Below are 24,033 nucleotides of genomic sequence, written 5' to 3' on the forward strand. Positions count from 1 at the left end.
AGGCTTACCTAAGTGAATGTAGGGCGCGTCCGTGTAGCGAAGGGGCCAGCAGATGTCGACAACAGGTCAGGCTTGCGTCAGTTGACGGCGGCGAGAGCATTGCCAGGGGTGTAGCCGACCGTCTTGCGAAAGGCGGCGATGAACGAACTCGACGTCCCGTACCCGACTCGACGACTGACTGCATTCACACTCATCCCGGTCCCGAGCATTCCCAAGGCCGTACTCATGCGAACCAGGGTGCGCCACTGCGCAAAGCTCAAGGCGAGTTCCGCGGCGAAGATCCGGGTGACCGTGCGTCGGCTGAGATTGAGAACGTGCGCCCACTGATCGAGTGATCGATCGTCGGCGGGATCAGACAGAACTTTGTCGACGAGTATCCGTAGCCGAGGATCGCGGGGGATCGGCACGTCGAAATGCGGGGCTGATGCGGGAGTGAGGAGATCGACGCAGACCTGCTGAGCCCGAAGGCGTTGTTCTGCAGGCATTCCGGTATGGGCGAGGTGGATCAGCAGAACTCGCGCCGCCTCGCTCAGCGTCACGATGCACGGTTCGTTCCAGGCGGGAGTCCACAACTCGGGGGTGAAGAGAGTGGCGCGGAATGCGACGTGGGGATTGGCCTGACCCTCGTGGAGGACCCCGCGAGGGATCCACAGGCCGACGCCGGGCGTGACGGTCCAGAGTTGATTGTCGATGATCATGTTGACGACGCCGCGGTCGGACCAGATGAGTTCGTGCTCGGCATGAGCGTGCTGTGGCCACTGCGTGATGTGGTCGGTCTCGACGATGTACGTCGTCAGTCGAAACGGCGCCGGGACGGCGCGCGCCATCGGAGTGTGGCGTTCGGGTTCCCGTAAGTGCGGACCGTCGTCCAGCTGTGGACCACCGTCGATTTCACGAAGGGCAGGGATCGGCACCGCGGACTACCTCCAAAGCAAAGTTAGGTAAACCTTACACCCTGTTTGCTGGGCTCAGTGGGCCGCACCGAGTTCGATGAGAAGCACGCCTGCCGCGATAAGGCCGATCCCCACGATCATGAGCTTGGTCAGCGGTTCGCGAAAGAGAATGCGGGATGCGATTGCCGTCAGCGCCACCCCACATGCAGTCCAGATGCCGTACGCAACGCCGATCGTCAGGCCCGCGTCGAGTGCGAGCGTGAGGAAAGCGAAAGCGGCGAGGTACCCCACGGCGACAACCGCGAGCCATCGTTTGTCGCTGCCGTCCTGCGACGCCATCCGTAGTGACAACGTCGCGGTGACCTCGGAAATAATTGCAGCGATCAGAAATACGAAGGTCATGCCGGGTCCGCCGGCCCGCTGTCGGCAGCAACCTGGGAACCGAGTTCGACGCACAGCACTCCGCCGATGACCAGGGCAATACCGACGCCCATCGTTGCTGTCAGCGGGTCGCCGAAAAGGAAAGTTGCGAACACGGCGGTCAGGACAACTCCGGTTGCGCCCCAGATTCCGTATGCGACACCGAGTCCCATGCCCTCCCGCAGGACGAACGACAAGGCGGTGAATGCCGCGAGATATCCGCCGACGACCACGATGTACCAAGCGGGGTGATCGAGGGCGGCGCGCAACGACAAAGTCGCAGACACCTCGGTCAGGATCGCGGTGATCAACAGCAGCCATTTCTTCACGGTTCGGATTCTGTCAGGCTCCACGGATTCCGGTCGCGCACTACGGTTGAGACATGACGTGCGTGCTGCTCGGCGGAATCCGCGACGGTGACATCCGCCACGATGTGTCCGGAGGCGACGCAGCCGCGACGCCGATTCTCGACTGGGGCCACGATGACGTGGCCCGCCTATACGAGGACATTGCAGAAGGTGCGATCCAGTCGGCGCAGGAGTTCCTGGTGTCGGCGCATCGCAGCGTCGCTGCAACGATTCGGGCGGTGTACGGACTCGACGACCGGCAACCCGTCTCGGTGACATTGAGTCGAGGGCGCGGATCATGCAGCCAGAGACTTGCCGTGGTCGAAGCGTTGGCTCGCCGCCGAGGTATCGCCACCCGCGTCCGCGGTCTCGTACTTCGCGGGGAATTCTGGTATCCGCGATTTCGGCATCTACGTGCGGTGATTCCGACGTCAGTGCTGCTGGCGTGGCCGGAATTTCTGATCGACGGACGCTGGCAGGACATCTCCGAGATCGTTGCACCTGCGGCAGTCTCATCGGTGCAACCGTTCACGAACACCGGCGAGGAAACACTGTTCGACGCGATCGGACGCGCTCCGATCAGCTGGGGTGGATCGGTTTCGTGTGATTGCTTGGACTTCTCCGAGTTCGTCGACCGTGATCTGGGCACCTTCGAATCGCGCGACAATCTCTTCGAGGAGTTCGGACAGACGATGTCGACCCCCGTCAGAATTCTCGTCGATCCTGTTTTCCGGAACTGGAGTGCATCCGGCTGACGCGCGACGCGAGGTCTAGGCTGTTCTGCATGTCTGTGCGTACCCCATTGGTCCCTGGAACCGTCTCTCCCGTCCTCGCTGTGCCCTCGAAGATCGAGCGGCCCGAGTACGCGTGGAAGCCGACCGCCAAAGAGGGCAACGAGCCCTGGGTTCAGACGCCGGAGACGATCGAGGCGATGCGCATCGCCAGCAAGATCGCTGCAGGCGCGCTGCAGGAAGCCGGCAAGGCTGTCGCTCCCGGTGTCACGACCGACGAACTCGACCGCATCGCACACGAGTTCATGCTCGACCACGGCGCATATCCGTCGACGTTGGGATACAAGAGCTTTCCCAAGTCGTGCTGCACGTCTCTCAACGAGGTGATCTGCCACGGAATCCCCGACTCGACCGTGATCCAGGACGGCGACATCGTCAATATCGACGTCACCGCGTACATCAACGGGGTTCACGGCGACACCAATGCGACGTTCCTCGCCGGTGACGTGTCCGAAGAGAACCGCTTGCTCGTCGAGCGCACGCACGAGGCAACGATGCGGGCCATCAAAGCCGTCAAGCCCGGCCGTGCGCTCAACGTGATCGGACGTGTCATCGAGTCATACGCCCATCGGTTCGGGTACGGCGTCGTCCGGGACTTCACCGGACACGGTATCGGCGAGACCTTCCACAACGGCCTCGTGATCCTGCACTACGACGAGCCCGCGGTCGAGACGATCATCGAACCGGGCATGGTCTTCACGATCGAACCGATGATCAACCTCGGTGGTATCGACTACGAGATCTGGGAGGACGGCTGGACCGTCGTCACCAAGGACCGTAAGTGGACGGCACAGTTCGAGCACACCTTGGTGGTCACCGAGACCGGTGCAGAGATTCTCACCCTGCCTTGAGTTCGGAGATGCGCGGCGCTCTGCTGGTGGCGGGCACGACATCCGACGCCGGCAAGAGCGTTCTGGTGGCCGGACTGTGCCGCATGCTGGCGCGTCGAGGCGTCAGAGTTGCGCCGTTCAAGGCACAGAACATGTCGAACAATTCCGTGGTCACGCTCGACGGCGGAGAGATCGGCCGTGCGCAGGCTCTTCAAGCACGAGCGTGCGGGCTCGAACCGAGTGTTCGGTTCAATCCGGTGCTGCTCAAGCCGGGCAGTGACCGGACGTCGCAACTTGTCGTTAGGGGCAAGGCGATGACCACAGTGGGTGCTCGCGACTACATGCAGCATCGACAGTGGCTTCGCGCCGTCGTGGCCGAGGATCTCGAATCGCTTCGATCCGAGTTCGACGTAGTGATTTGTGAAGGCGCGGGTTCCCCGGCTGAAATCAATTTACGTGCAACAGATCTCGCCAATATGGGGTTGGCGGAGGCTGCGCAGATTCCGGTCGTCGTCGTCGGTGACATCGATCGCGGCGGCGTCCTGGCCCATCTGTTCGGGACCGTTGCGGTGCTCTCGCCGAGCGACCAGGCATTGATCGCGGGATTTGTGATCAACAAATTCCGCGGTGACGTTGCACTGTTGGAACCCGGACTGGATCAACTGCGCAGCCTCACCGGTCGACCCACTCTCGGAGTGATCCCGTTTGCCGACGATCTTTGGCTCGACGCCGAGGATTCGCTTGGCGTCACCGGCAACGCCCCGGTAGGGCGCCCTGGCCCACCCGTCGGTTCGGCCTGGCTCACCGTTGCTGCGGTTCGGCTCCCGCGCATCTCCAACTCGACGGATGTCGAGGCGCTGGCATGTGAACCGGGCGTGGCAGTTTCGTGGGTGACCGATCCGTCGCGGATCCGCGACGCAGACCTCGTGGTGATCCCCGGTAGTAAGTCCACCGTGAGTGACCTCGAGTGGCTGCGCCGTACCGGCCTGGCCGACGAGATCATCGCCCGAGCAGGTCGCGGGCAGGCCGTGCTGGGAGTCTGCGGCGGATACCAGATGCTGGGTAATTCCATCGTCGACGACGTCGAATCAGGATCAGGGATTACCGCAGGACTCGGTCTGCTGGACCTCGACATCGAATTCGCTTCGGACAAAGTGCTGGCGCAGGTAACCGGTTCCGCCGACGGTATCTCGGTGTCGGGGTACGAGATTCATCACGGACGCGTCGTGCGCAACGGGGACCGCCCATTGCTGGCGGACTCGGGCGGTGTGCCGGAAGGCAGTGTGCGAGGGTCTGTTCGAGGGACACATTGGCATGGTCTCCTGGAAAGTGACGACTTTCGGCGCAGCCTGCTGCGTGAGATCGCGGTTCCCGGTTTTGTTGCTGCACCCGACACCTCGGTTGCCGCGGTGCGAGAACAACAACTCGACCTTCTCGCTGATCTCGTCGAGCAGCACCTCGATCAGGATCTACTCGAGAAACTGATCAACGGTGGGGCGCCTGTCGGGCTTCCCGTCATTGCCTCCGCACTCGAAGCCTGAGAGCGCTCCCGCGGGCGTCGGCGTGCACGCGGTAGAATAGCCAGGCCTCACTCCCGCGACGGCTCCCTAGTAGGAGTGTGCGCGGTGACAGATCAATTCGACGGCTTGCTTACCGACTTCAGTGACGAGGTGCTGGTCGACTCGGCAATGCTCGGCGATCATGCGGCCTTCGACGTCATCGTTCGCCGATACGGCCCGCACTTGTATCGATTTGCCCGTCGACTCGTCACCAGTGAGAGTGACGTCGACGACATCGTCCAGGAAACCTGCCTAGCCGCCTGGCGCCAACTTCCGGGGTTTCAGCGGCGCTCGAGCATCAAGACCTGGTTGTTCGCGATCTGTTCTCGCAAGATCTCGGATGTCCATCGAAAAGTCGGCTCCTGCGCCGCCGATGTGGACGGACTTCGGGACGAAGTCGATACTCGATTGCGCGATCCGAGCGAGGAAGTATGCGGCACAGCATTTCTCGACGCTCTTGAAGCCGAACTCGATCGTCTACCGCTGCGTCAGCGCGCCGCCTGGGTCTTGCGGGAAGTGGAGGGCATGACGTATCCACAGATCGCAGTTGTCCTGGAACTGAGTCCGGACGCGGTTCGTGGCCAACACACTCGGGCGAGGCGGAATCTGGGTCTCGCGCTCGACCGATGGCGATGACGACTCGGCGGTTTGCCGGGTTCTGTCACCGAACTCACTCTCCTGACGGCCCGGGTAGCTGGAAGAATGCTTCGTCGTGGATACCGCTTTCGACCCCAGAGGCTTCGACCCGAGAACCGAGGATTCGGTGCCGTCGGTAATGCCGGACGATGCGACGGCAACGGGTGCTGACGTCGCCGTCGAGGCTGCGGAAACTCGGCTGACTGCAAGCGCGGTCCGGGAGTTGCTGGCAGCGCTCGGAGGAAGTATCGGTGACGAGGACGAACTCGTGGTCCTGCTCCAGCGGGCCGTCGAAATCGCGAACGACGCCATCGAGGGCGCCGACAGCATCGGCGTCACCATCGATCTGGCCGGGCAGACCTACACCGCCGTGCACACCGATTCGCGAACCTTGCGCGTCGACATCGAGCAATACGACGCCGGCGACGGACCATGTCTGCACGCCGCTCGAACCGGTGACACCGTTGTCGTCGACGCCGAGACCAGCGCGGAACGCTGGCCGCGGTTCGCGGCGGCGGCGAAGGACGAAGGGATCAAGTCCTTTCTCGCGGCGCCGCTCTTCACGCCGGATCAGCGACTCGGTTCGTTCAACCTGTACGGACGCGCCCCAGCGGCCTTCGATCGCGTCGACGCGGACGTCATGGAGATTCTCACGACAACGGTCTCACGCGCGATCGGCGACTTCTCTCGTTTCAAGTCCGCCAAGGCTGTGGCTGATGCCTTGCAACGTGCGCTCGAGACCCGGGCGCCGATCGAACAGGCCAAAGGCATGCTGATGGCCATCCATCGGATCGACGCCGACACTGCATTTCACATGCTGCGCAAGCAGTCTCAGACGACGAATACCCGGTTGCGCGACGTGGCAGCCGAGATCGTCGAGACGTATTCGGCGCCGCCTACCGCTGTCTAGTTCGAGGGGACCGACGTACAGCCTCGAGCGCGACGACGACGCCCGCGGCGACAACCACGTGCATCAGCGCGAGCATGACCGTGCTGGCGGCGTCGAAGTCGGCGGCAATGGTCAAAGCGATGGTGCCGAGCGCAACGACTGCACCCACGACCTGGGCGATGCGGACGATCGGCTCCCACTTCAGTGAGATCAACATTGCGACCGACAAACCGACCAACAGCGGCACGACCGTCAATGTGATGACCCCGCCGGGTGCGACGCCGGCCAGCTTTCCCTGATCTGTCATCTCGAAGGATCCGCCCAATGCGAGGCCGACCAACCACAGGATCAGATTGACGACGAGAGCAATTACCGTGGCGCCGAGTACGGCACGTGGCTTGGTGACGTGGAGGTTGTGTGCGGTTGACGCGATTGCAGACATGGTGTTCTCCCGGCTCGATGCGATGGTCTTGTGACGTCGCTCTGATGAATAGACCCGCCGGCGGGGAGAAACTCATCGCTGAGGTTGACTACTGCCCGTCGACGACGGGCACTGCGGTGCCGGTGACCGCGATACCGCCGTCGACCGGGATGTCGACCTCGAGCACGCTGGGACGCCCGACGTGTCGGCCCTGGTGGATGGTGATCCGCCGCGGAGTGGCCGCGGGTTCGAGTTTGCGCAGGTAACCGCCGGTCGACGCCGCTGCGGACCCGGTTGCGGGATCCTCGACGATGTTTCCCACCGGAAACAGATTTCGGGCTTCGAATGTGGAGTCGTCGAGGGGATGCAGGATTGTCACCGTGCCGGCCCACCCCTGCGCGTCCATCAGGGTTCGCATCGCTACGGGATCGAATGTGAACTCGTCGAAAGCTGTCTGCTCTTGTAGTACGACGATCGGGTGAGTGTTGCCGGCATACGAGAGCATTGCGGGATACCGTACGTCCAGCGCGGACGAATCGATGCCGATGAGCCCGAGCAGTGCCGTCAACACCGCGTGATCGATCGGCGAGACCGACGGTTCGACGCTGGTGAAGGTGGCGGTGGATCTGCCGTCCGCGTCGGTCGCCGTGTCGATCGATACCGGTCCGATCGGCGTCTCGAATGTGAAGGTGCCGGCGCCGTCTCTCTCGGTGAGCGCGATCGCCGTCGCGATAGTGGCATGGCCGCAGAACGGTACTTCGGCGATGGGGGAGAAGTAGCGGATCCGGCTGTGACGCGGATTGCCGCCGAGTTCCGGTTCGATGAGGAACGCCGTCTCTGCATACCCGACTTCAGCTGCAACAGATTGTAATTCGGAGTCGTCCAGCCCGCGGGCGTCGAGCAGTACGCCGGCGGGATTACCGCCGGCCGGATCCGAACTGAACGCAGTCAGCCGGAGGATGTCGTGAGGAGTTGCCATGTCGACCATCTTTGTCCGCTGTCGTCCATCGGGGGAAGAGACATCGCGCGATTACGGTCCGCGATCTGCGAACTGGACTGCTCCGGAACAAACCGGCCGCACGGCGTCGTTGGTGCAGATATGAGCAATGACACAGACACCGCCGAAGCGTTGTTCGCACTCGTGGCCCAGGGAAAACAAGGCGTGCTGGCAACCGTCAAGCGTGACGGCCGCCCACAGTTGTCCAACATCATTTACCGCTGGGACGTCGAGTCGAAGACTGCTTCGGTGTCCATCACAGCCGATCGCGCCAAGAGTAAAAATGCGATCCGCGATCCGCGGGTTTCCCTCCACGTCAGCGCGCCCGACTTCTGGAGCTACGCCGTGATCGAAGGACTTGCCGTGGTAACACCCGTCGCGGCCGATCCTTACGACGAAGTGTCTGACGCACTGGTCGAGCTGTACCGGGACATCAGCGGCCAGGAGCATCCCGATTGGGAGGAGTACCGCGAAGCAATGGTTGTGGAGCGTCGACAGATCCTCACGGTGCGCGCTGATCACGTCTACGGAATGACGAGGCTCCCCAAACCGTCCGGTACCTGAACTGTGTTGGTTCAGGTGGGGAGATAACGTTACGAGTTAACATGTAATGGTGAAAACCGAGTCTCCCGCCCGTATCGGACGACCACGCGACCCAGACAAGGACGAGGCTGTGCTGTTTGCAGCTCGCACACTGCTGGCCGAAGTCGGGTATCAGCAGACGACCATTTCGGCGATTGCCAGGACTGCCGGTGTCAATACGCCGGCCATCTACCGTCGCTGGTCGTCACGGGAAGCCCTGATCGAAGAAGCGGTGCATGGTCCCGGCGGACATCCGCTGCCTCGGTCGACCGGTGATTTGCGGGTGGATCTGACGACGTGGGTGCACATCTTCCTGGTCCGCGCTGCCCGACCCGCGGCGCGGGCCGGAGTTCCTGGCCTGCTTGCCGATTCGCGGACGGCGGAGGCGCGACAACGTCTGTTGGCTATCGGTGCGCCGGTTCGTGCAGCGTTTCAGGATCTGCTGGACGACGCGGTGAGGCATGGTGAGATCCCGGCAGGTGCAGACGCGATGTTCTTGTTCGATCTGCTGGCCGGAACGACGACAATGCAGGGGCTGACCCGTGGGCTCGAGGGTCAGGACGGCTTTGTAGATGCCCTCGCACGATCTCTGTACGTCCTGGCTTCGCATCCGGCCGACGTCGTCGGGACGGAAGCGGTGGGGCAATGATCTCGGTTTCGGTGGACGGCGGCGTTGCCGTCGCGACCCTCGACAGGCCTGACAAGCGGAATGCCTTCAACAAGCACATGGGTCGAGAATTGGGGCAGGCGTACCGAAAGCTCGACGAAGACGATTCCGTTCGCGTGATCGTGCTGACCGGTGCGCCACCAGCATTCTGCGCGGGTGCAGATCTTGGCGACGGCGCCGGCACCTTCGATTCACCTGACGGTGAGCAGTTTTCGTCATCACCGGTGGATCCGCCGGCGTTCGAGTTGCGAAAGCCGGTCATCGCAGCGGTGAACGGACATGCGATCGGAATCGGCCTCACCATCGCGATGCAGGCCGATATCAGAATCTTTGCAGCAGACGCCAAGTATGCAATACCGCAGGTTCGCCTCGGTGTATTGCCGGATGCGATGGCGCATTGGACGATTCCGCGCATCGCCGGAATGGCTGTGGCCGCCGACATCCTTTTGACTGGGAGGACGTTCGACGGAGCCGAGGCAATCGCGCTCGGATTGGGTAGCCGTTGCCTGCCCGCTGACGAAGTGCTTTCGGCGGCGTTGGTGATCGCCCGAGACATTGCGACGAACACTGCACCGATGTCGGTGGCACTCTCGAAGCGACTGCTCTGGCAGAGCCAGAGCAGCAGCTGTCGACCAGAGACGGTGGCGGCCATCGAAACGGACCTGCATCTACGCGTCATGGGGAAGCCGGACGCGGTGGAAGGTGTTCGTGCATTAATGGAACGGCGCACGCCTGTGTGGGTTTCGCGCTTGTCCGCCGAGTGGCAGGAAATCCCGTCGGAATGATTCGGGAGCCTTGCGGAAAATCACACGCGGACGACTACGCGTCTAGCAGCAACTGTTCGAGACGATGTTTGCAGAACGCGGTGATATCCGTATGTTCGCCGAGTTGGAGATGCGTGGACAGGCGCAGGAGCGGAACAGCGAGCAGAACCGCAGCGAGTACCTCGTTGAACACAAGGTTCTCGACGCTCCAGCCGGTCAGCTCCTCGTAGCGGGCAATCGTCTCTTCTCGGCTGGGAGTGCCTCGCAAAGGTGTGTGTCCCTCGAATTCGCTACACGCCCAATCGAGAAACAACAGCCACGCGAGGTCTGCCTCGTGATCGCCGAGGTAGGCCATCTCCCAATCGAGAACCCCGGCGATCGACTGGTCCGGGCCGTAGAGGATGTTCGACATCCGGGCATCGCCCCAGCACAGTGTCACGTGTTCGGGTTGGTAGATGTTCTCCCTCAGCCAGGCCAGTGCTTTGTCGAATATCGGCGGTAGGTCCGGCGATGCCCAACGAACGGCCCAGTCGAGGTAGTTCACCGCCTGTTCGACCGGATGGGTGCCGAACTTGGGGTAGGAGAGGAATCCGAGTTCGAGCTTGTCCGGGTCCAAACGATGGATCTGCGCAATCGTCTCGACGCATCCCCACCACATCTTCGCTCGGCCTGCCTCGTCGGCTTCGAAGTATGTTCCGGCACTGTGATACGACGGAAAGTCGCTGGGCGCCTCGGCATTACCGATGCGGTCCATGACGTAGTAGGGGCTGCCGAGTGGGTTGTCACCGCTGTCGATCCACCGAACGTGGGGGACTGCGAGGTCGGACTTCGCGAGCCTTTGTGTCACGAGGAACTGGCGGCGGAGATCGTAGTCGGGGAACAGCGAAACCTCGGGTGGACGCCGGAAAACGAAACCACTCGACTCGCCGGTGGCGCCATCGAGGTCGAACAGGTATGTCTCCGTCGAGAATCCGCGTTCGGTGCGCTTGAAGTTGACGATCTTGGCGCCTCGAGTACCCGGAATGTGCTCCCGGACAAGTGGTTCAAGGGCGGGTGCGATGTCTTCTGCGGCTGTTCGGTCAGTCATTGTTCGTACCTGTCCGTGTGTTGCTCCAATCGGTGTACCCGTAGCGGGGATTCACGCCCATGAAGACCATTTCCACGAGCCCGTATCCGACTTTGTCTCCCATGCGGACCTCGCACAGCGTCTCGCTGAGCATGCTCACCTGCCGGATTTCATCGAGGTTCGTGATGTCGACGGTGAAGCTGTCGCTGAAGTCCTTGCCGCGGTACATGCCGGAGGCGTAGCCCCGGTACTCGTCGTAACCGGCCAGTCCGGGCCAGAAATCGCACACTGGATTCACCTCGATCACGTCGGTGGTCCGGTCCGCTCGGTGCACGGTGAAAGTGCCGGATTCGACCACCCGCATGTCGTCACGGAATTTCAGGTCGTGCTCGACGTCGACGATCGGTAGCGCGTCCTTGCCGGAACCGATCGGAAAGAGCACCTCGCCCTCGAACTGCCAGCGCGCGCCGGTGCTGGTTTCGCGCTGCGCGAAATGCACTACCTCGTCGTCGAATTGGAATATCCCCATGTAATAGAGGACTCCGTCCGGAACCTCGGACGGCTGCAGGTTCGCGCCCTCGGACAGACTGCCGCCGCCACCGCCGTGTCGTACGCCCCACGAGTGATCGCGGCCGAACCACCAGTTGTCCGGATCGATGTCGATGCGGGTGCCGTCGATTTCGATCCAACCCGTGATGGTGCCGTTCTGGTAGAAGCGTCGGGCGTCTTCGCGAACGCGGCCGCGCGTGCGATGGAACGCTGCCGTCTGCTCGTACACCGGGAAGTCGCCGTGGAAGTCGAGTTGCAGGCTCAATCCGTGTTCGTTTGCGTCGACCGTGGAACGTACCTGGCGGAGTGGTTCGACGATTTCATAGGTGTACGGCCCCACACTCCACGCTGCCAGTCCTCCGGTCTGAGGGTTCAACTCGGTGGACAGGCGCACCACGCGGGCTTCCTCGCCCTTGCGCGTCACCATCGCGTAGGCGTCGAGGACGTTGCGGTTCGGGTATTTGGCCAGCCCCGTCATGATGCTGATCTCGCCCGTTTTGTCGAAGCCGTACATCACGATGCGTTCGGTCCAGCGCAGGTCACTTTGCGAGACGTGGTCGAGTGTCGTCGGGAGTTGATGAATGAGTAGTTCGTCGTGCGGTGTGATCACGGTAGGTCCTTCTGTCAACGGGGTGGATGTCCACAATCTATTACGGAGCGCTACGCAACGTAATGGTTTTCGGCGAAACCGGTCGGGTACTGTCCGCAGTTGTGGACGAACGCAGAGATCGACGTATCGGCACCGTCGGAGTGGGGCGCCCTCGAGATCCGCAGGTGGACGACGCCATCCTCACCGCCGCCCGCGAGTTGCTGGCGGAGCAGGGTTACCAGAAGACCACGATCACAGCCATCGCGCGAAGGGCCGAACTGGGCACTGCCGCAATTTATCGGCGCTGGGCGACCAAGGAATCCATCATCGAGGATGCGGTCTTCGGAATGCAGGATGCGGCGCTACCGGTGACCACGTCGAATTTGCGTGACGACATGCAGGCCTGGACGAGATGGTTCCTCGCGAGAGTTGCCGAACCGGCAACGCGCGCAGCGATTCCCGGCCTGCTGTCGGCCTACCATCAAGAAGACGGCGCCTACGAACAACTGGTTCGGAGATCGGAAGACCCGGCCCGGCTCGCACTCGCCGAGCGAGTGCGTGTCGAATTTCCCGAGCGGTCCGACGCGGAAATCGTGTCGACCGCCGATGTGGCCTTCGACATTCTCGTTGCAACCACCATCGTGCGGGGCCTCACGAGTGGCCTCGCCGACGGTGACGCGTTCTGCACGCGCACTGCGGACGCACTGGTTCTGCTTCTCACGGCCGCCGGTGCAGAGGCACGTCGATGACCAGCTGAACCGAGGCTGTTCGCCTGGTCAGTCGACCGGGGCTTCGGCCCACCCCCACCCGAGCGAACGGTACATCGGTCGCCTCAGATGCGCCGAAAGCCACTTTCGCTCGGAAGGGAGGGGGTAACGAGGGGGTGCAGAGCGAACAAATCGGGCTCGCAGCGGTGGTGTGAATGTATGAGTGGTCATACTTCTGTCGACTCCAGGGTCCTCCACAGTGTGGATCGCGTACCGTTTCCAGACATGGAATTGACTCGAGTAGCGGTGGGCAGTGGTTCGTGCACCGTTCGGATCGACGGGCCGGTCAGCAAGCATGCGGTACTCCTGCTCCCCGGCAAGGGCGACCCCGTCGACTTGTACGACGATGTGTGTGAGCGACTGCATCATTCGGATCTGCGGACCGTCGCGGTGGAATCGATCGAGAATCTCGACGAGACCTCGGCAGTGGTGCTGCTGGACGAGTTGAACATCGCCTGGGTGAATCTGGTCGGTCACCGGGAGGGCGCCGATCTCGCGTGGCTGTTGGCTGCACGTCAGTTCGGCCGCTTCGCGAGTTTGATCGCCGTGGACCGTGGTCACCCGTCGGCCAGCGATATTGCCGGCGTTCCGCCGGTCGAGGTTCCGACCACCGTCGTCGTGGGTAGTGGAGGACGGGCCATCGCTGACGCCAGTGGTCGTTTCGTGTACTCCGACTTCCGCGTGACGGAACTTCCGGGTGTCGACGACGTCGTGAAGTCGGCACCGGCCGAACTCGCAACCGAGATCGTGCTGCGTACCAGCCCCTGGTGACACTCTGACCTACGGAAAGGCGGGCACTCCCACTATGCGGAGTGCCCGCCTTTTCGGCGTCATGCGGGTTGGTCGTGGTCAGATATCGAGGCCGAGCAGCGCGTTCTCGACTACTTCGGCCAGGGCCGGGTGGATCCAGTACTGGCCGCGGGCCATGTCCTGAGCTGACAAACCGAAGCTCATCGCCTGGATGAGCGGCTGGATGACGGTCGGGGCCTGCGTACCCATGACGTGGGCGCCGAGGATGCGTCCGGTGCCGCGCTCGGCGATCACCTTGCAGATGCCCTCCTGATCTTCCATCGCCCAGCCGTACGCGACGTCGCCGTATGCCTGCACCTTGACCGTGATGTCGAGTCCGGCGTCGCGAGCCTGCTTCTCGGTCATTCCGACATCGGCGATCTGCGGGTCGGTGAACACTGCAGCGGGTACGAAGCGGTGATCGGTGCTGCGAAGCCCGGACGTGTCCTTCCGGGCGTCCTGGAGCAGGTTGTGCTGAACGACTCGCGCTTCGTGATTGGCGACGTGCTTGAGTTGGTACGGCGAGGAGACGTCACCGAGCGCGAAGACACCCTCGGCGGTGGTGCGTTGGTATTCGTCGACCACGATCGAGCCCTTGTCGTCGAGTTCGACTCCGGCCTTGTCGAGGCCGAGTAGATCGCCGTTGGGCTGCCGACCCACCGCGACGAGGAGGACGTCACCGGAAACGACTGTGCCGTTTGCCAGTTCGACGGCGATGTTGTCGCCGTCGCCGCGTACCGACGTGAGGGGTGAGCCCAGATGGACGTCCCACTTCTGTTCGGCCAACTCGGTGAAGCGCTCGGATATCTCGTCGTCGAGGTGCCGTAGCAGTCGCTGGCTGCGACCGATGATCGACACGCGGGAACCCAACGCGGAGAACACGTGTGCGAATTCGGTGGCGATGAATCCGGAGCCTACGATCACGAGGTGTTCAGGGAGTTCCGGCAGTCGCATGATGTCTTCGTTGGTGTAGTACTTCACACCACTCGACGCGATCTCTTCCGGGATGATCGGACGTGAACCGGCTGCGATGACCACCTGGTCAGCGGTGATCGTCTCGCCGGTTCCGGTGTCGATCGTCTTGTCGCCGGTGAACGTGGCGTGGCCGCGATAGACGGTGGTGTTGGGGCTGTCTTCGCTGCGGTACCGCTCTCCACCTGCAGAAATGGGATCGATGCGGCCGAAGACGCGCTTGACGATGTCGGACCAACGGACGCCGTCGAGCGTGGCGTCGACGCCGTACTTCTCGGCAGTGGTGATGGTGCGTGCCACCTCGGCGGCGTAGACGAACATCTTGGTCGGAATGCACCCGACATTGAGGCACGTTCCGCCGAAGGTGCCCTCTTCGAGGATTGCGATCTTCTTGCCGTCGAACCGCTCGTCGGGCAGCGAGTTTCCGGATCCGCTGCCGATGATTGCAAGGTCGTAGTGCGTCACTGCGCGATCTCCTGTGTGTTGCTTGCTGTGCTTGCCGAACTTTCTACGGCCGGGGTGAGGTGGCCGTCGAGCCACTCCAACCACAGATCGAGTTCGGAAAAGGCTGTGGCCAAGGGCTTCTCGGTGGAAAGGAACACGTCGTGGCGGGCGCCGTCGATCGGGACGATAGTGGTGCGATCGCCGAGGCACCCCGCCCAGCGTGCGATCTGTTTGACGTCGAGAACGGAATCGGCGAGGTCGACGCTCGGGTTGTACGCCTTCGCGAACTGCGACTTCTTCGAGCGCAGGATCAGCGCAGGCACTCCGATGTCGAGGCCGCGGTGAAGTTTCGCGTGACCCGCTCGAACCGCGCGCATCCACCCGAAGGTGACGGGGCAGCCTGCCAGTGGCTTCCAATCGAGGTTGTAATCCCAGACGCCGTTGGCCGAAACATGAAGGCTGGAACCGTAAGTCGGTAGTCCCGTTCCCGGGATCACGGTCTTTGCCGACACTCGTCCGAGGGCGTCGATCGCCGTAGTACCGACGTTGCGAACTACCGAAGGCCCCTGAAGGTCGAACCACGGGCTGTTGAGGACCAGCCCGCAGATTCCGGCTCCGGCGCTGCCACCGGGCTTGCGCTGCAAACGGTTCAGCCAGAGCGGAACGATCAGACCGCCGGTGGAGTGCGCCATGAGCAACACCTCGCTGCCCTCGGTCTCGCTGCGGACGATGCGCAGCGCTTCGTTCAGTTCGGCGTCGTAGAGCGCAAGGTCGGAGACGTAATGAGCTGTGTGCCCCGGCTTGAGGGAGCGCCCGCACTTACGCAGATCGAGTGCGAAGAACGCGTAACCCTGTTCGGCGAAATGCTCGGCCAGGTGCTTCTGGAAGAAGTAGTCGGTGAAGCCGTGCACGTACAAGACGGCACGACGTGTCTTCACCGCCTCCTTCTGCGGTTGGTAGCGGACCAGTGTTGCGTCCACCTCGCCTTCGCCGTCCGGATCCGTTCCGAGGGGGATCGTCAGCTGCTGATATCCGTCACCGAGGACGTCTGGAACCCAAGTAGTCACAAATCACAATCTAATCGTCGTTTCGGGTGCGCGTTGTAGAGCACAATTGGGGGTGGTGAACCGCGCGAGTACGCACGGGTAACCTATTCGGCGTAACACAGCAGGCGGATGCGCGCACGGCTAATGACAAGGAAGTCGATTCTCCAGTGTCGAATCAGAACGCGGTAGAGACGAAGACGGATGTAGTGCTCGTGGGCGCAGGCATCATGAGCGCCACGCTGGGCGCATTGCTGCGCCAGCTGCAGCCCGATTGGTCGATCTCGACCTTCGAGCGGCTCGATGCCGTCGCAGCCGAGAGCAGCGACCCCTGGAACAACGCGGGAACCGGTCACTCCGCCCTGTGTGAGCTCAATTACACCCCGGAGAACTCGGACGGCACGGTCGACATCAAGAAGGCCGTCAACGTCAACGAGCAGTTCCAGGTGTCCCGCCAGTTCTGGGCACACGCGGTCGAGCAGGGCGTCCTGACTCAGCCCAAGGAATTCATCAACCCCATCGCACACGTGAGCTTCGTTCACGGTGAGGCCAACGCCAAGTACTTGCGTGCTCGCTACGACGCACTTGCCGGCCACACGCTCTTCCGCGGCATGGAATATATCGACGATCCGGCCGAGTTCAGCAAGCGTTTGCCACTCATGGCCAAGGGACGCGACTTCTCGGATCCCATCGCCCTGAACTGGAGCCAAGACGGCACCGACGTCGATTTCGGAGCGCTCACCAAGCAGCTCATCGGCTACATCGGTAAGACCGGCGGCAAGATGTACTTCGGCCACGAGGTCACCAACCTGACCCAGAACTCGGACAAGTCCTGGACCGTCAAGGTCACCAACCGTCGTACCGGTGAAAAGCGCACCGTTCGCTCGCGCTTCGTGTTCGTCGGTGCCGGTGGCGGCGCCCTGCACCTGCTGCAGAAGTCGGGCATCAAGGAAGCCAAGGGCTTCGGCGGCTTCCCGGTCAGCGGCGCTTTCCTGCGCTGCACCAACCCCGAACTCATCGACCAGCACAGCGCCAAGGTCTACGGCAAGGCTGCTGTCGGCGCCCCGCCCATGTCGGTGCCTCACCTCGACACCCGTGTCATCGGCAACAAGCCGGGTCTGCTGTTCGGCCCGTACGCCGGTTGGTCGCCGAAGTTCCTCAAGCAGGGTCGCGTCACGGACCTGCCCGGCTCGGTCAAGCCGAACAACATCCTCTCGATGCTCGGCGTCGGTGTCAGCGAGCTCGGCCTGGTCAAGTACCTGGTCAGCGAGCTCGCCAAGAACGAAGCCGGTCGCATCTGGGATCTGCGTGAATTCGCGCCCAAGGCGCAGGCGCAGGACTGGGAACTCATCACCGCCGGCCAGCGTGTCCAGGTGATCCGCCGGGCCAAGGGCAAGGGTGGTGTTCTCGAATTCGGCACCGCTGTGGTCGCCGCTGAGGACGGTTCCATCGCCGGCCTGCTCGGTGCTTCGCCTGGTGCGTCGACGGCCGTTCCGGCGATGCTGGACGTGCTCGAGCGTTGCTTCCCGACCGAGTTCCAGGGTTGGAAGGGCAAGCTTCGCGAGATGGTTCCGTCCATCGGCGTCAAACTCACTGACAACGAAGGCCTGTTCAACCAGGTCTGGGATTGGTCCTCGAAGGTTCTCGAGCTCGATTCTGCCGGTGCTTCCGAATCGGCTCCGGTCGCGGATACCGCCGCGACTGTGTGATAGTCCAACCCATGACGGCAACAGCAGCTTTGAAGCGTTCATGGGCACTCGACCTCGACAACAAGACCTTCTACGAGTTGTTGAAGCTTCGAGTGGAGGTCTTTGTCGTCGAGCAGGCCTGCCCGTATCCCGAGTTGGACGGGCGGGACCTGCTGACGGAAACCCGCCACTTCTGGCTCGAGCAGGACGGCCAGGTGGTGTGCACACTCCGTCTGCTCGAAGAGCACGACGACGGAAACAAGAGTTTCCGAATCGGGCGTCTCTGCACGTCGCGTCAGGCTCGTGGACAGGGGCATACGACCCGCCTCCTGCAGGCTGCGCTGGCCGAGGTCGGCGAAGCGCCGTGTCGGATCAACGCGCAGACCTACCTGGTCGAGATGTACGCCAAGCACGGATTCAAGGCCGACGGTGAAGAGTTCATCGAAGACGGCATCCCGCACACTCCGATGCGTCGTGGTGGGGGAGAGCCTTTCGTGGCTGTCAGCTAGTTCGTCGGAGATTTGACCCTGGTCGGCTCATGGGAAAGTGAGCCGACTAGGGTTTTTTCGATACCGAATGCTCGCGGGGAAGTCCTGTTCGATCCAGGCGCGGTCCCGCCACTGTGAAAGATCTCTCCTCTACCGATTGACCGGGAGATCTCAGCCAGGTTGCCGCGACATTCGAGTGCAGCCAAATTCTCGGCGAGGAAACCGAGAGGTGGAGGGATATCGACGTGCGAAGTGAAGAAGATCGACCAGTGGCGGGCTTCCCGTTCAGTGCTGTGGTCGGCCAGGATCAATTGCGATTGGCGCTGATCCTGTGTGCGGTGCATCCGGGGATCGGTGGAGTCCTGGTCCGCGGTGAGAAGGGAACTGCCAAGTCGACGGTCGTGCGCGCGCTGACTGCGCTGCTGCCCGCGGTCGACGACGCCGGAACGATGCGACCGGCCCGCTTGGTGGAACTGCCCGTCGGCGCCACCGAAGACCGAGTGATCGGCTCGATCGACCTCGAGAAAGTTCTCCGTGACGGTGAGCGCGCTTTCCAACCGGGCCTGCTTGCCGCCGCTCACCAGGGTGTTCTGTACGTCGACGAGGTGAATCTGCTTCACGACCACCTGGTCGACGTGCTTCTCGACGCCGCGGCGATGGGCCGGGTCCACATCGAGCGTGACGGCATCTCCCATTCGCACCCGGCCAAGTTCGTACTCGTCGGCACGATGAATCCCGAAGAGGGAGAACTACGTCCGCAGTTGTTGGACCGATTCGGTCTGGCTGTCGACGTCGCAGCTTCCCGCGACGTCGACGTGCGCATGGAAGTGGTGCGTCGCCGCCTCGACTACGAGCGTGACCCCGAGGCATTTGTCGCTCGGTACGAATCAGCCGATCACGAGTTGGCAGCCGAAATCCTCACGGCGCGTGAGAAACTGGACTCGGTCGAGCTGAGCAACCGCGAGCTGCGTCGTATCGCCTCACTGTGTGCGTCGTTCGACGTCGACGGAATGCGCGCCGACTTGGTGCTCGCGCGCACCGCGACCGCCCACGCCGCGTGGCGAGGCGACACTGAGGTCACTGCGGAGGACGTGCGAGTAGCGGCGGAACTGACGCTGCCGCATCGCCGCCGCCGCGATCCGTTCGACGAGCCCGGCTTGGATCAGCAGCAGTTGGACGATGCACTCGAGCAGGCTGATCAGGACGCCCAGTCTCAGGTCGAGGACGACGCGCGCGACGGAGAGCCCGAACCTCCCGAGAGTCCCGAAGACCGTGGCCCTGACGAAGACCGTGGCCCGGAAGATGGTGGCCCCGAAGACGGCGGTCCGGACGACGAGGGTCCGGACGACGACGGCCCGGAAGGTCCTGACGGACCTGGTGGGGGAGTACGCGCCACCGATCGACCTTCGGCACCACCGGCCGGCGAGTTCAAGGCCAAGCTACTCGAAGTTCCGGGAGTCGGTGAAGGTGCACCGGGACGCCGCTCGCGGTCCATGTCGTCCCGCGGACGGGTCGTGCGATCCACCCGGGAGCGTGGTCACGGGTTGCATCTGACGAGCACGGTCTTCGCCGCAGTCGAGTCCCAAGTTGCGCGCGGTCGCACTGCTGGACGGCTGCGGCTGGCACCTGCCGATCTGCGTGGCGCGATTCGTGAAGGGCGAGAAGGCAATCTGATCGTCTTCGTTGTGGACGCCTCGGGGTCGATGGCGGCACGCGATCGGCTCTCAGCGGTCACCGGTGCGGTTGTGTCGCTGCTGCGCGACGCCTATCAGCGCCGCGACAAGGTCGCCGTCATCACGGTCCGTGGTCGCGAGGCGGAGCTCGTACTGCCGCCGACGTCGTCGGTGGACATCGCTGTTCGTCGTCTGCAGTCCATGCGTACCGGCGGCAAATCGCCACTCGCAGAGGGATTCCTGCGTGCCCGTGAGGTGGTTCTGCGTGAGCGCCTTCGTGATCCGCAGCGTCGAGCCCTCGTCGTCACGCTCACGGACGGCCGGGCTACCGGCGGCAAGGATGCGCTGCATCGCGCCCGCGTCGCCGCGCACCTTCTTGCCGACGCGTCTGTCGCGTCCATCGTCGTCGATTGCGAGACCGGCCTCGTGCGTCTGGGGTTGGCCGCCGAGTTGGCCCGAGAACTACGTGGCGGATACGTCCGCCTCGCCGAATTGTCAGCGCAGCAGGTCGCGGGTGTCGTCCGCGCCGCAGCCTAGATCCCAGCTCAGGAGTTCACGATGCCCAAGGGTGTTCCCGAGACAGTTCCCGACGACGGTCTGACCACGCGTCAGCGTCGCAACGCACCGGTGCTCGCCGTACACACCGGCCCTGGAAAGGGTAAGTCCACTGCCGCTTTCGGCATGGCGCTGCGCGCCTGGAACCAGGGCTTCGACATCGGCGTCTTCCAATTCGTGAAGAGCGCCAAGTGGAAGGTCGGTGAGGAAGCCGCATTCCGCGCCCTCGGAAACCTGCATGACGAAACCGGTGTCGGTGGGCCGGTGCAGTGGCACAAGATGGGCGAGGGCTGGTCGTGGACACGCAAGGCCGGTAGCGAAGAAGACCATGCCGCTGCTGCCGCTGAGGGTTGGCAGGAGATCGCGAGAAGGCTTGCGGGCGAGGAACATCGATTCTATGTCCTCGACGAGTTCACCTACCCACTCAAGTGGGGTTGGGTCGACGTCGACGAGGTCGTGCAGACACTGCGCGATCGTCCGGGCAACCAGCATGTAGTCATCACGGGACGCGACGCCCCGCAGGCGTTGATCGACGCAGCCGACCTAGTGACCGAGATGACCAAGATCAAGCACCCCATGGATGCCGGCCGAAAGGGTCAACGGGGCATCGAATGGTGAGTTCTTCCACCCCGGCTGTGGTGATTGCCGCACCTGCCTCGGGTAGCGGAAAGACCACGGTGGCAACGGGATTGATCGGTGCGCTCCGGCGCTCGGGCAGCAGCGTCGCGCCTTTCAAAGTGGGGCCTGACTACATCGATCCCGGTTATCACGGGCTCGCCGCGGGTCGACCTGGACGCAACCTCGACACTGTCCTGGTGGGCCCCGATCGCATCGGCCCGCTCTACCGGCACGGAACAGGCGGCTGCGACATCGCGGTGGTCGAAGGTGTCATGGGCTTGTTCGACGGCAAGATCGACGAGGCCAACTCGCAGCCGTCGGCCGAAGGATCGACGGCGCAGGTCGCATCAATCCTTGGTGCGCCGGTGGTTCTCGTCATCGACGCCCGTGGACACAGTCAGAGTCTGGCCGCCGTACTGCACGGCTTCGCGACGTACGACGCAGGTGTGCGCATCGGCGGCGTCATCCTCAACCGCGTCGGGAGCGCTCGTCACGAGCAGGTGTTGCGTCATGCGTGCGACAAGGTCGGCGTCGCGGTGCTCGGAGTGGTACCGCGGTTGACGGAACTCGAAGTTCCGTCTCGGCACCTCGGTCTGATTCCGGCGGCCGAGCACGGCGCGGCCGCCGTGGCCGCGGTGGACGCGATGTCCGACCTGATTGCCTCGCACGTCGATCTGGGTGCTGTTCGCGCGTTGGCCGCCTCGAACGTCAGCTCTGCTGCGTGGGATCCGGTTGCCGAAATCGGCGGGCACGCCGAATCTCGGCCGGTGGTCGCCATGGCTGGTGGACCTGCCTTCACCTTCGGTTACGCCGAGCATCGGGAGCTGCTGACCGCTGCCGGCGCGGACGTGCAGGTGTTCGATCCGTTGCACGACGAGCTTCCCGCGGGAACTGCCGCTCTGGTCCTTCCCGGCGGCTTCCCGGAAGAACACGCGGTGGACCTTGCGGCCAATACCGTTCTGCTGCAGCAGGTTCGTGACCTGGCGGACGGCGGTGCACCGATCCATGCCGAGTGTGCCGGACTGCTCTACCTCGCGCGCAGCCTGGACGGTCACAGCATGGCCGGTGTTGTCGGCGTGGACGCGACGTTCGGAAAACGCCTGACCCTCGGCTACCGCGAGGCAGTGGCGATCAGCGACTCCAGCCTCTTCGACGCGGGCTCCCGTGTCACCGGTCACGAGTTCCACCGAACGTCTCTCGTCTCGACAGACGCGGACGGTTGTGCCGGCGCGTGGGGATGGCGGCCGTGGGACGGCGGCAGTGTCCGCGAAGGATTTGTTCGCGGCGGCGTCCACGCGTCGTATCTGCACACTCATCCGGTGGGGCAGCCCCAATCGATCGCGAAGTTCGTCGATGCCGCTCGGGGATGACCTCTGTATAGGTGTTGGATTCACGACGAGTGCCACTGCGAAGGACATCGTCGCTGCGGTGAACGCCGTGCTGCGGGGGCAAGCGAGGATCGTGGTCCTCGCCACTGTGACCGGAAAGGCGGCGTCTGCGGCTCTGTTGGCAGCGGCCGATGAGCTGAACGTCCCGATTGTGAGTTTCGACTCGGACGTACTTGGGCGAGTTCGGGTTCCGTCACCGTCGACTCGCGTCGAACACGCGATCGGGACGGCAAGCGTCGCGGAAGCGGCGGCAATCCTCGCCTCCGGGGGTGGCCGGCTCGTAGTGACCAAGACTGCCAGGGATGGAGTGACCGTAGCCGCGGCCCGTAAAGTTCCCTCCAGCTTGAACAATTCTGACGACGAAACGGAGTGCGAGTGAGCGAGTCCACCGCAGACGAGACCAACTACTTGGTCGGCCTCAACCTGACCGATCGACGCGTGGTCGTGTTCGGTGGCGGCACTGTGGCTCAGCGCCGACTCGGACTGCTGGTCGCCTCCGGTGCCCGTGTTCACGTCATCAGCCGCGCATTCACTCCAGCCGTCGAAGGTATGGCCACGGCCGGACAGATCACGGTCGAAGAGCGCCCGTACGCCGACGGCGACCTCGAAGGTGCGTGGTACGCCATCGCCTCGACCGACGAGCCTGAAACCAATGCGGCGATTGTCGCCGAAGCGGAGCGTCGCCACATCTTCTGCGTGCGCGCCGACAACGCGAAGCACGGCACGGCGGTGACTCCCGCCAGCGCCGAGTACGACGGTATGAGCATCGGAATTCTGGCCGGCGGCGATCACCGTCGTTCGGCAGCCGTGCGCACCGCCGTCGTCGAAGGTCTTCAGTCGGGCGTCCTCGCCGATACGGCCGAGCCGGCTGCTGCGGGTGTTGCCCTCGTCGGTGGTGGCCCGGGTGACCCCGACCTGATCACCGTGCGAGGACGCCGGTTGCTCGCCCGGGCCGACGTCGTCGTGGCCGACCGATTGGCTCCGCCGGAGTTGCTCGCCGAACTCGGTCCGGACGTCGAGGTGATCGACGCCGCGAAGATTCCGTACGGCCGCGCCATGGCTCAGGAGGCCATCAACGCCGCACTGATCGACAACGCAAAGGCAGGCAAGTTCGTGGTCCGCCTCAAGGGCGGGGACCCGTACGTCTTCGGGCGGGGATACGAAGAACTCGAAGCGTGTGCCGCTGCCGGCGTTCCGGTGACCGTAGTGCCCGGAATCACGAGCGCGATCTCGGTTCCGTCGGCCGCAGGCATCCCGGTCACCCACCGCGGCGTCACCCACGAGTTCGTCGTCGTCAGTGGGCACGTGGCTCCGGACCATCCGGATTCGCTGGTCGACTGGTCGGCGCTGGCCAAGTTGCGCGGCACGATCGTGCTGCTCATGGCGGTCGAGCGCATCGATCAATTCGCGAAGGCGCTCGTTGACGGTGGACGCCCCGCATCCACGCCCGTCACCGTGATCCAAGAGGGCACGTTGCGAACTCAGCGTGAACTTCGGGCCGATCTGGCGACCGTTGCTCAGCGCGTCAAGGACGAGGAGATCAAGCCTCCGGCGATCATCGTGATCGGGCCGGTCGCGGGCTTTTCTGTCGACGCTGGGTAACGTGAA

Annotated in this window: 26 protein-coding genes; 17 read left to right on the forward strand and 9 right to left on the reverse strand. The window is 63.4% G+C overall.

From position 1 onward, the window contains the following. Window positions 1-77: 77 nt before the first annotated feature. Genes V3587_RS07000 through V3587_RS07010 form a run of 3 tightly spaced genes read right to left on the reverse strand, consistent with a single transcriptional unit; the run spans window position 78 to window position 1,642 of the window. Window positions 78-914: a helix-turn-helix transcriptional regulator gene (locus V3587_RS07000; RefSeq protein WP_166809639.1), complete on the reverse strand. Its 837-nt coding sequence runs from the start codon at window positions 912-914 to the stop codon at window positions 78-80. A 54-nt stretch (window positions 915-968) separates the two neighbouring features. Further along, the gene (locus tag V3587_RS07005; protein WP_166809638.1) at window positions 969-1,295 is read right to left on the reverse strand and encodes a DMT family transporter; all 327 of its coding nucleotides are present in this window, start codon (window positions 1,293-1,295) and stop codon (window positions 969-971) included. Then, the gene (locus tag V3587_RS07010; RefSeq protein WP_166809637.1) at window positions 1,292-1,642 is read right to left on the reverse strand and encodes a DMT family transporter; all 351 of its coding nucleotides are present in this window, start codon (window positions 1,640-1,642) and stop codon (window positions 1,292-1,294) included. Before V3587_RS07010 ends, V3587_RS07005 begins: the two co-directional genes overlap by 4 nt. A gap of 53 nt (window positions 1,643-1,695) precedes the next feature. On the opposite strand from V3587_RS07010, the gene V3587_RS07015 reads away from it, so the two are divergent. From V3587_RS07015 to V3587_RS07035, 5 genes are all read left to right on the forward strand, one after another. Next, window positions 1,696-2,415, forward strand: a complete 720-nt coding sequence (locus V3587_RS07015; protein ID WP_283376260.1) for a transglutaminase domain-containing protein — start codon at window positions 1,696-1,698, stop codon at window positions 2,413-2,415. Between the two features lie 29 nt (window positions 2,416-2,444). Next, complete coding sequence (gene map / locus V3587_RS07020) at window positions 2,445-3,302, forward strand: type I methionyl aminopeptidase (RefSeq protein WP_007734970.1); 858 nt, start codon at window positions 2,445-2,447, stop codon at window positions 3,300-3,302. A gap of 8 nt (window positions 3,303-3,310) precedes the next feature. Beyond that, entirely contained in the window at window positions 3,311-4,822 is a 1,512-nt protein-coding gene (locus V3587_RS07025) for a cobyric acid synthase (protein ID WP_283376428.1), read from the forward strand. An 84-nt stretch (window positions 4,823-4,906) separates the two neighbouring features. Continuing rightward, a complete protein-coding gene (locus tag V3587_RS07030) occupies window positions 4,907-5,476 on the forward strand; it encodes an RNA polymerase sigma factor (RefSeq protein WP_283376261.1) in 570 nt (189 codons plus the stop codon). Window positions 5,477-5,552: 76 nt separating this feature from the next. Then, window positions 5,553-6,386 (forward strand): GAF and ANTAR domain-containing protein, encoded by an 834-nt coding sequence (locus tag V3587_RS07035; RefSeq protein ID WP_200315247.1) that lies wholly within the window; start codon window positions 5,553-5,555, stop codon window positions 6,384-6,386. Here the strand turns inward: V3587_RS07035 and V3587_RS07040 are convergent. Continuing rightward, window positions 6,373-6,807, reverse strand: a complete 435-nt coding sequence (locus V3587_RS07040; RefSeq protein ID WP_283376262.1) for a DUF6069 family protein — start codon at window positions 6,805-6,807, stop codon at window positions 6,373-6,375. The two genes, V3587_RS07035 and V3587_RS07040, sit on opposite strands and share 14 nt — an antisense overlap. 88 nt (window positions 6,808-6,895) lie before the next feature. Further along, window positions 6,896-7,765: a PhzF family phenazine biosynthesis protein gene (locus V3587_RS07045; RefSeq protein ID WP_283376263.1), complete on the reverse strand. Its 870-nt coding sequence runs from the start codon at window positions 7,763-7,765 to the stop codon at window positions 6,896-6,898. A 120-nt stretch (window positions 7,766-7,885) separates the two neighbouring features. Here V3587_RS07045 and V3587_RS07050 point away from each other — a divergent pair, with 120 nt between their 5' ends. From V3587_RS07050 to V3587_RS07060, 3 genes are read left to right on the forward strand one after another with little or no spacing between them, the layout of a single operon-like run. Continuing rightward, window positions 7,886-8,347: a PPOX class F420-dependent oxidoreductase gene (locus tag V3587_RS07050; protein ID WP_283376264.1), complete on the forward strand. Its 462-nt coding sequence runs from the start codon at window positions 7,886-7,888 to the stop codon at window positions 8,345-8,347. A gap of 49 nt (window positions 8,348-8,396) precedes the next feature. Then, a complete protein-coding gene (locus V3587_RS07055; RefSeq protein WP_283376265.1) occupies window positions 8,397-9,014 on the forward strand; it encodes a TetR/AcrR family transcriptional regulator in 618 nt (205 codons plus the stop codon). Beyond that, on the forward strand, window positions 9,011-9,817 hold the full coding sequence (locus V3587_RS07060; protein WP_283376266.1) for an enoyl-CoA hydratase/isomerase family protein: 807 nt from the start codon (window positions 9,011-9,013) through the stop codon (window positions 9,815-9,817). Before V3587_RS07055 ends, V3587_RS07060 begins: the two co-directional genes overlap by 4 nt. A 34-nt stretch (window positions 9,818-9,851) precedes the next feature. On the opposite strand, the gene V3587_RS07065 is transcribed toward V3587_RS07060, so the two are convergent. Beyond that, window positions 9,852-10,883 (reverse strand): phosphotransferase family protein, encoded by a 1,032-nt coding sequence (locus tag V3587_RS07065; RefSeq protein ID WP_283376267.1) that lies wholly within the window; start codon window positions 10,881-10,883, stop codon window positions 9,852-9,854. Further along, on the reverse strand, window positions 10,876-12,021 hold the full coding sequence (locus V3587_RS07070; RefSeq protein ID WP_166809629.1) for a hypothetical protein: 1,146 nt from the start codon (window positions 12,019-12,021) through the stop codon (window positions 10,876-10,878). The genes V3587_RS07065 and V3587_RS07070 overlap by 8 nt, the downstream gene beginning before the upstream one ends. A 101-nt stretch (window positions 12,022-12,122) precedes the next feature. On the opposite strand from V3587_RS07070, the gene V3587_RS07075 reads away from it, so the two are divergent. Both V3587_RS07075 and V3587_RS07080 read left to right on the forward strand, forming a co-directional pair. Next, window positions 12,123-12,749, forward strand: a complete 627-nt coding sequence (locus V3587_RS07075; RefSeq protein WP_283376268.1) for a TetR/AcrR family transcriptional regulator — start codon at window positions 12,123-12,125, stop codon at window positions 12,747-12,749. Between the two features lie 243 nt (window positions 12,750-12,992). Continuing rightward, the gene (locus V3587_RS07080) at window positions 12,993-13,538 is read left to right on the forward strand and encodes an alpha/beta fold hydrolase (protein WP_003942671.1); all 546 of its coding nucleotides are present in this window, start codon (window positions 12,993-12,995) and stop codon (window positions 13,536-13,538) included. 78 nt (window positions 13,539-13,616) lie between these two features. Here V3587_RS07080 and mtr read toward each other — a convergent pair whose 3' ends face one another. Both mtr and V3587_RS07090 read right to left on the reverse strand, forming a co-directional pair. Continuing rightward, window positions 13,617-14,993: a mycothione reductase gene (mtr, locus tag V3587_RS07085; protein WP_283376269.1), complete on the reverse strand. Its 1,377-nt coding sequence runs from the start codon at window positions 14,991-14,993 to the stop codon at window positions 13,617-13,619. Then, window positions 14,990-16,039 carry an alpha/beta hydrolase gene (locus V3587_RS07090; protein WP_095970676.1) on the reverse strand — a complete coding sequence of 350 codons (1,050 nt, stop codon included), beginning with the start codon at window positions 16,037-16,039 and terminating at the stop codon, window positions 14,990-14,992. The genes mtr and V3587_RS07090 overlap by 4 nt, the downstream gene beginning before the upstream one ends. A 146-nt stretch (window positions 16,040-16,185) precedes the next feature. Here V3587_RS07090 and mqo point away from each other — a divergent pair, with 146 nt between their 5' ends. From mqo to cobA, 7 genes are all read left to right on the forward strand, one after another. Continuing rightward, window positions 16,186-17,724, forward strand: a complete 1,539-nt coding sequence (gene mqo, locus V3587_RS07095) for a malate dehydrogenase (quinone) (protein ID WP_003942820.1) — start codon at window positions 16,186-16,188, stop codon at window positions 17,722-17,724. 11 nt (window positions 17,725-17,735) lie between these two features. Next, window positions 17,736-18,212: a GNAT family N-acetyltransferase gene (locus V3587_RS07100; protein ID WP_003942808.1), complete on the forward strand. Its 477-nt coding sequence runs from the start codon at window positions 17,736-17,738 to the stop codon at window positions 18,210-18,212. 224 nt (window positions 18,213-18,436) lie between these two features. Beyond that, window positions 18,437-20,401: a magnesium chelatase subunit D family protein gene (locus V3587_RS07105; protein ID WP_283376270.1), complete on the forward strand. Its 1,965-nt coding sequence runs from the start codon at window positions 18,437-18,439 to the stop codon at window positions 20,399-20,401. A 21-nt stretch (window positions 20,402-20,422) separates the two neighbouring features. Further along, entirely contained in the window at window positions 20,423-21,037 is a 615-nt protein-coding gene (gene cobO / locus V3587_RS07110; protein ID WP_019748043.1) for a cob(I)yrinic acid a,c-diamide adenosyltransferase, read from the forward strand. After that, window positions 21,031-22,407, forward strand: a complete 1,377-nt coding sequence (locus V3587_RS07115) for a cobyrinate a,c-diamide synthase (RefSeq protein WP_283376271.1) — start codon at window positions 21,031-21,033, stop codon at window positions 22,405-22,407. Before cobO ends, V3587_RS07115 begins: the two co-directional genes overlap by 7 nt. Continuing rightward, window positions 22,391-22,804 (forward strand): cobalamin biosynthesis protein, encoded by a 414-nt coding sequence (locus V3587_RS07120; RefSeq protein WP_283376272.1) that lies wholly within the window; start codon window positions 22,391-22,393, stop codon window positions 22,802-22,804. Before V3587_RS07115 ends, V3587_RS07120 begins: the two co-directional genes overlap by 17 nt. Next, window positions 22,801-24,027 (forward strand): uroporphyrinogen-III C-methyltransferase, encoded by a 1,227-nt coding sequence (gene cobA, locus V3587_RS07125; protein WP_283376273.1) that lies wholly within the window; start codon window positions 22,801-22,803, stop codon window positions 24,025-24,027. Before V3587_RS07120 ends, cobA begins: the two co-directional genes overlap by 4 nt. Window positions 24,028-24,033: the final 6 nt, after the last annotated feature.

The organism is Rhodococcus sp. IEGM 1306 (assembly GCF_036541985.1).
In the GTDB taxonomy this organism is placed as follows: domain Bacteria; phylum Actinomycetota; class Actinomycetes; order Mycobacteriales; family Mycobacteriaceae; genus Rhodococcus_F; species Rhodococcus_F qingshengii.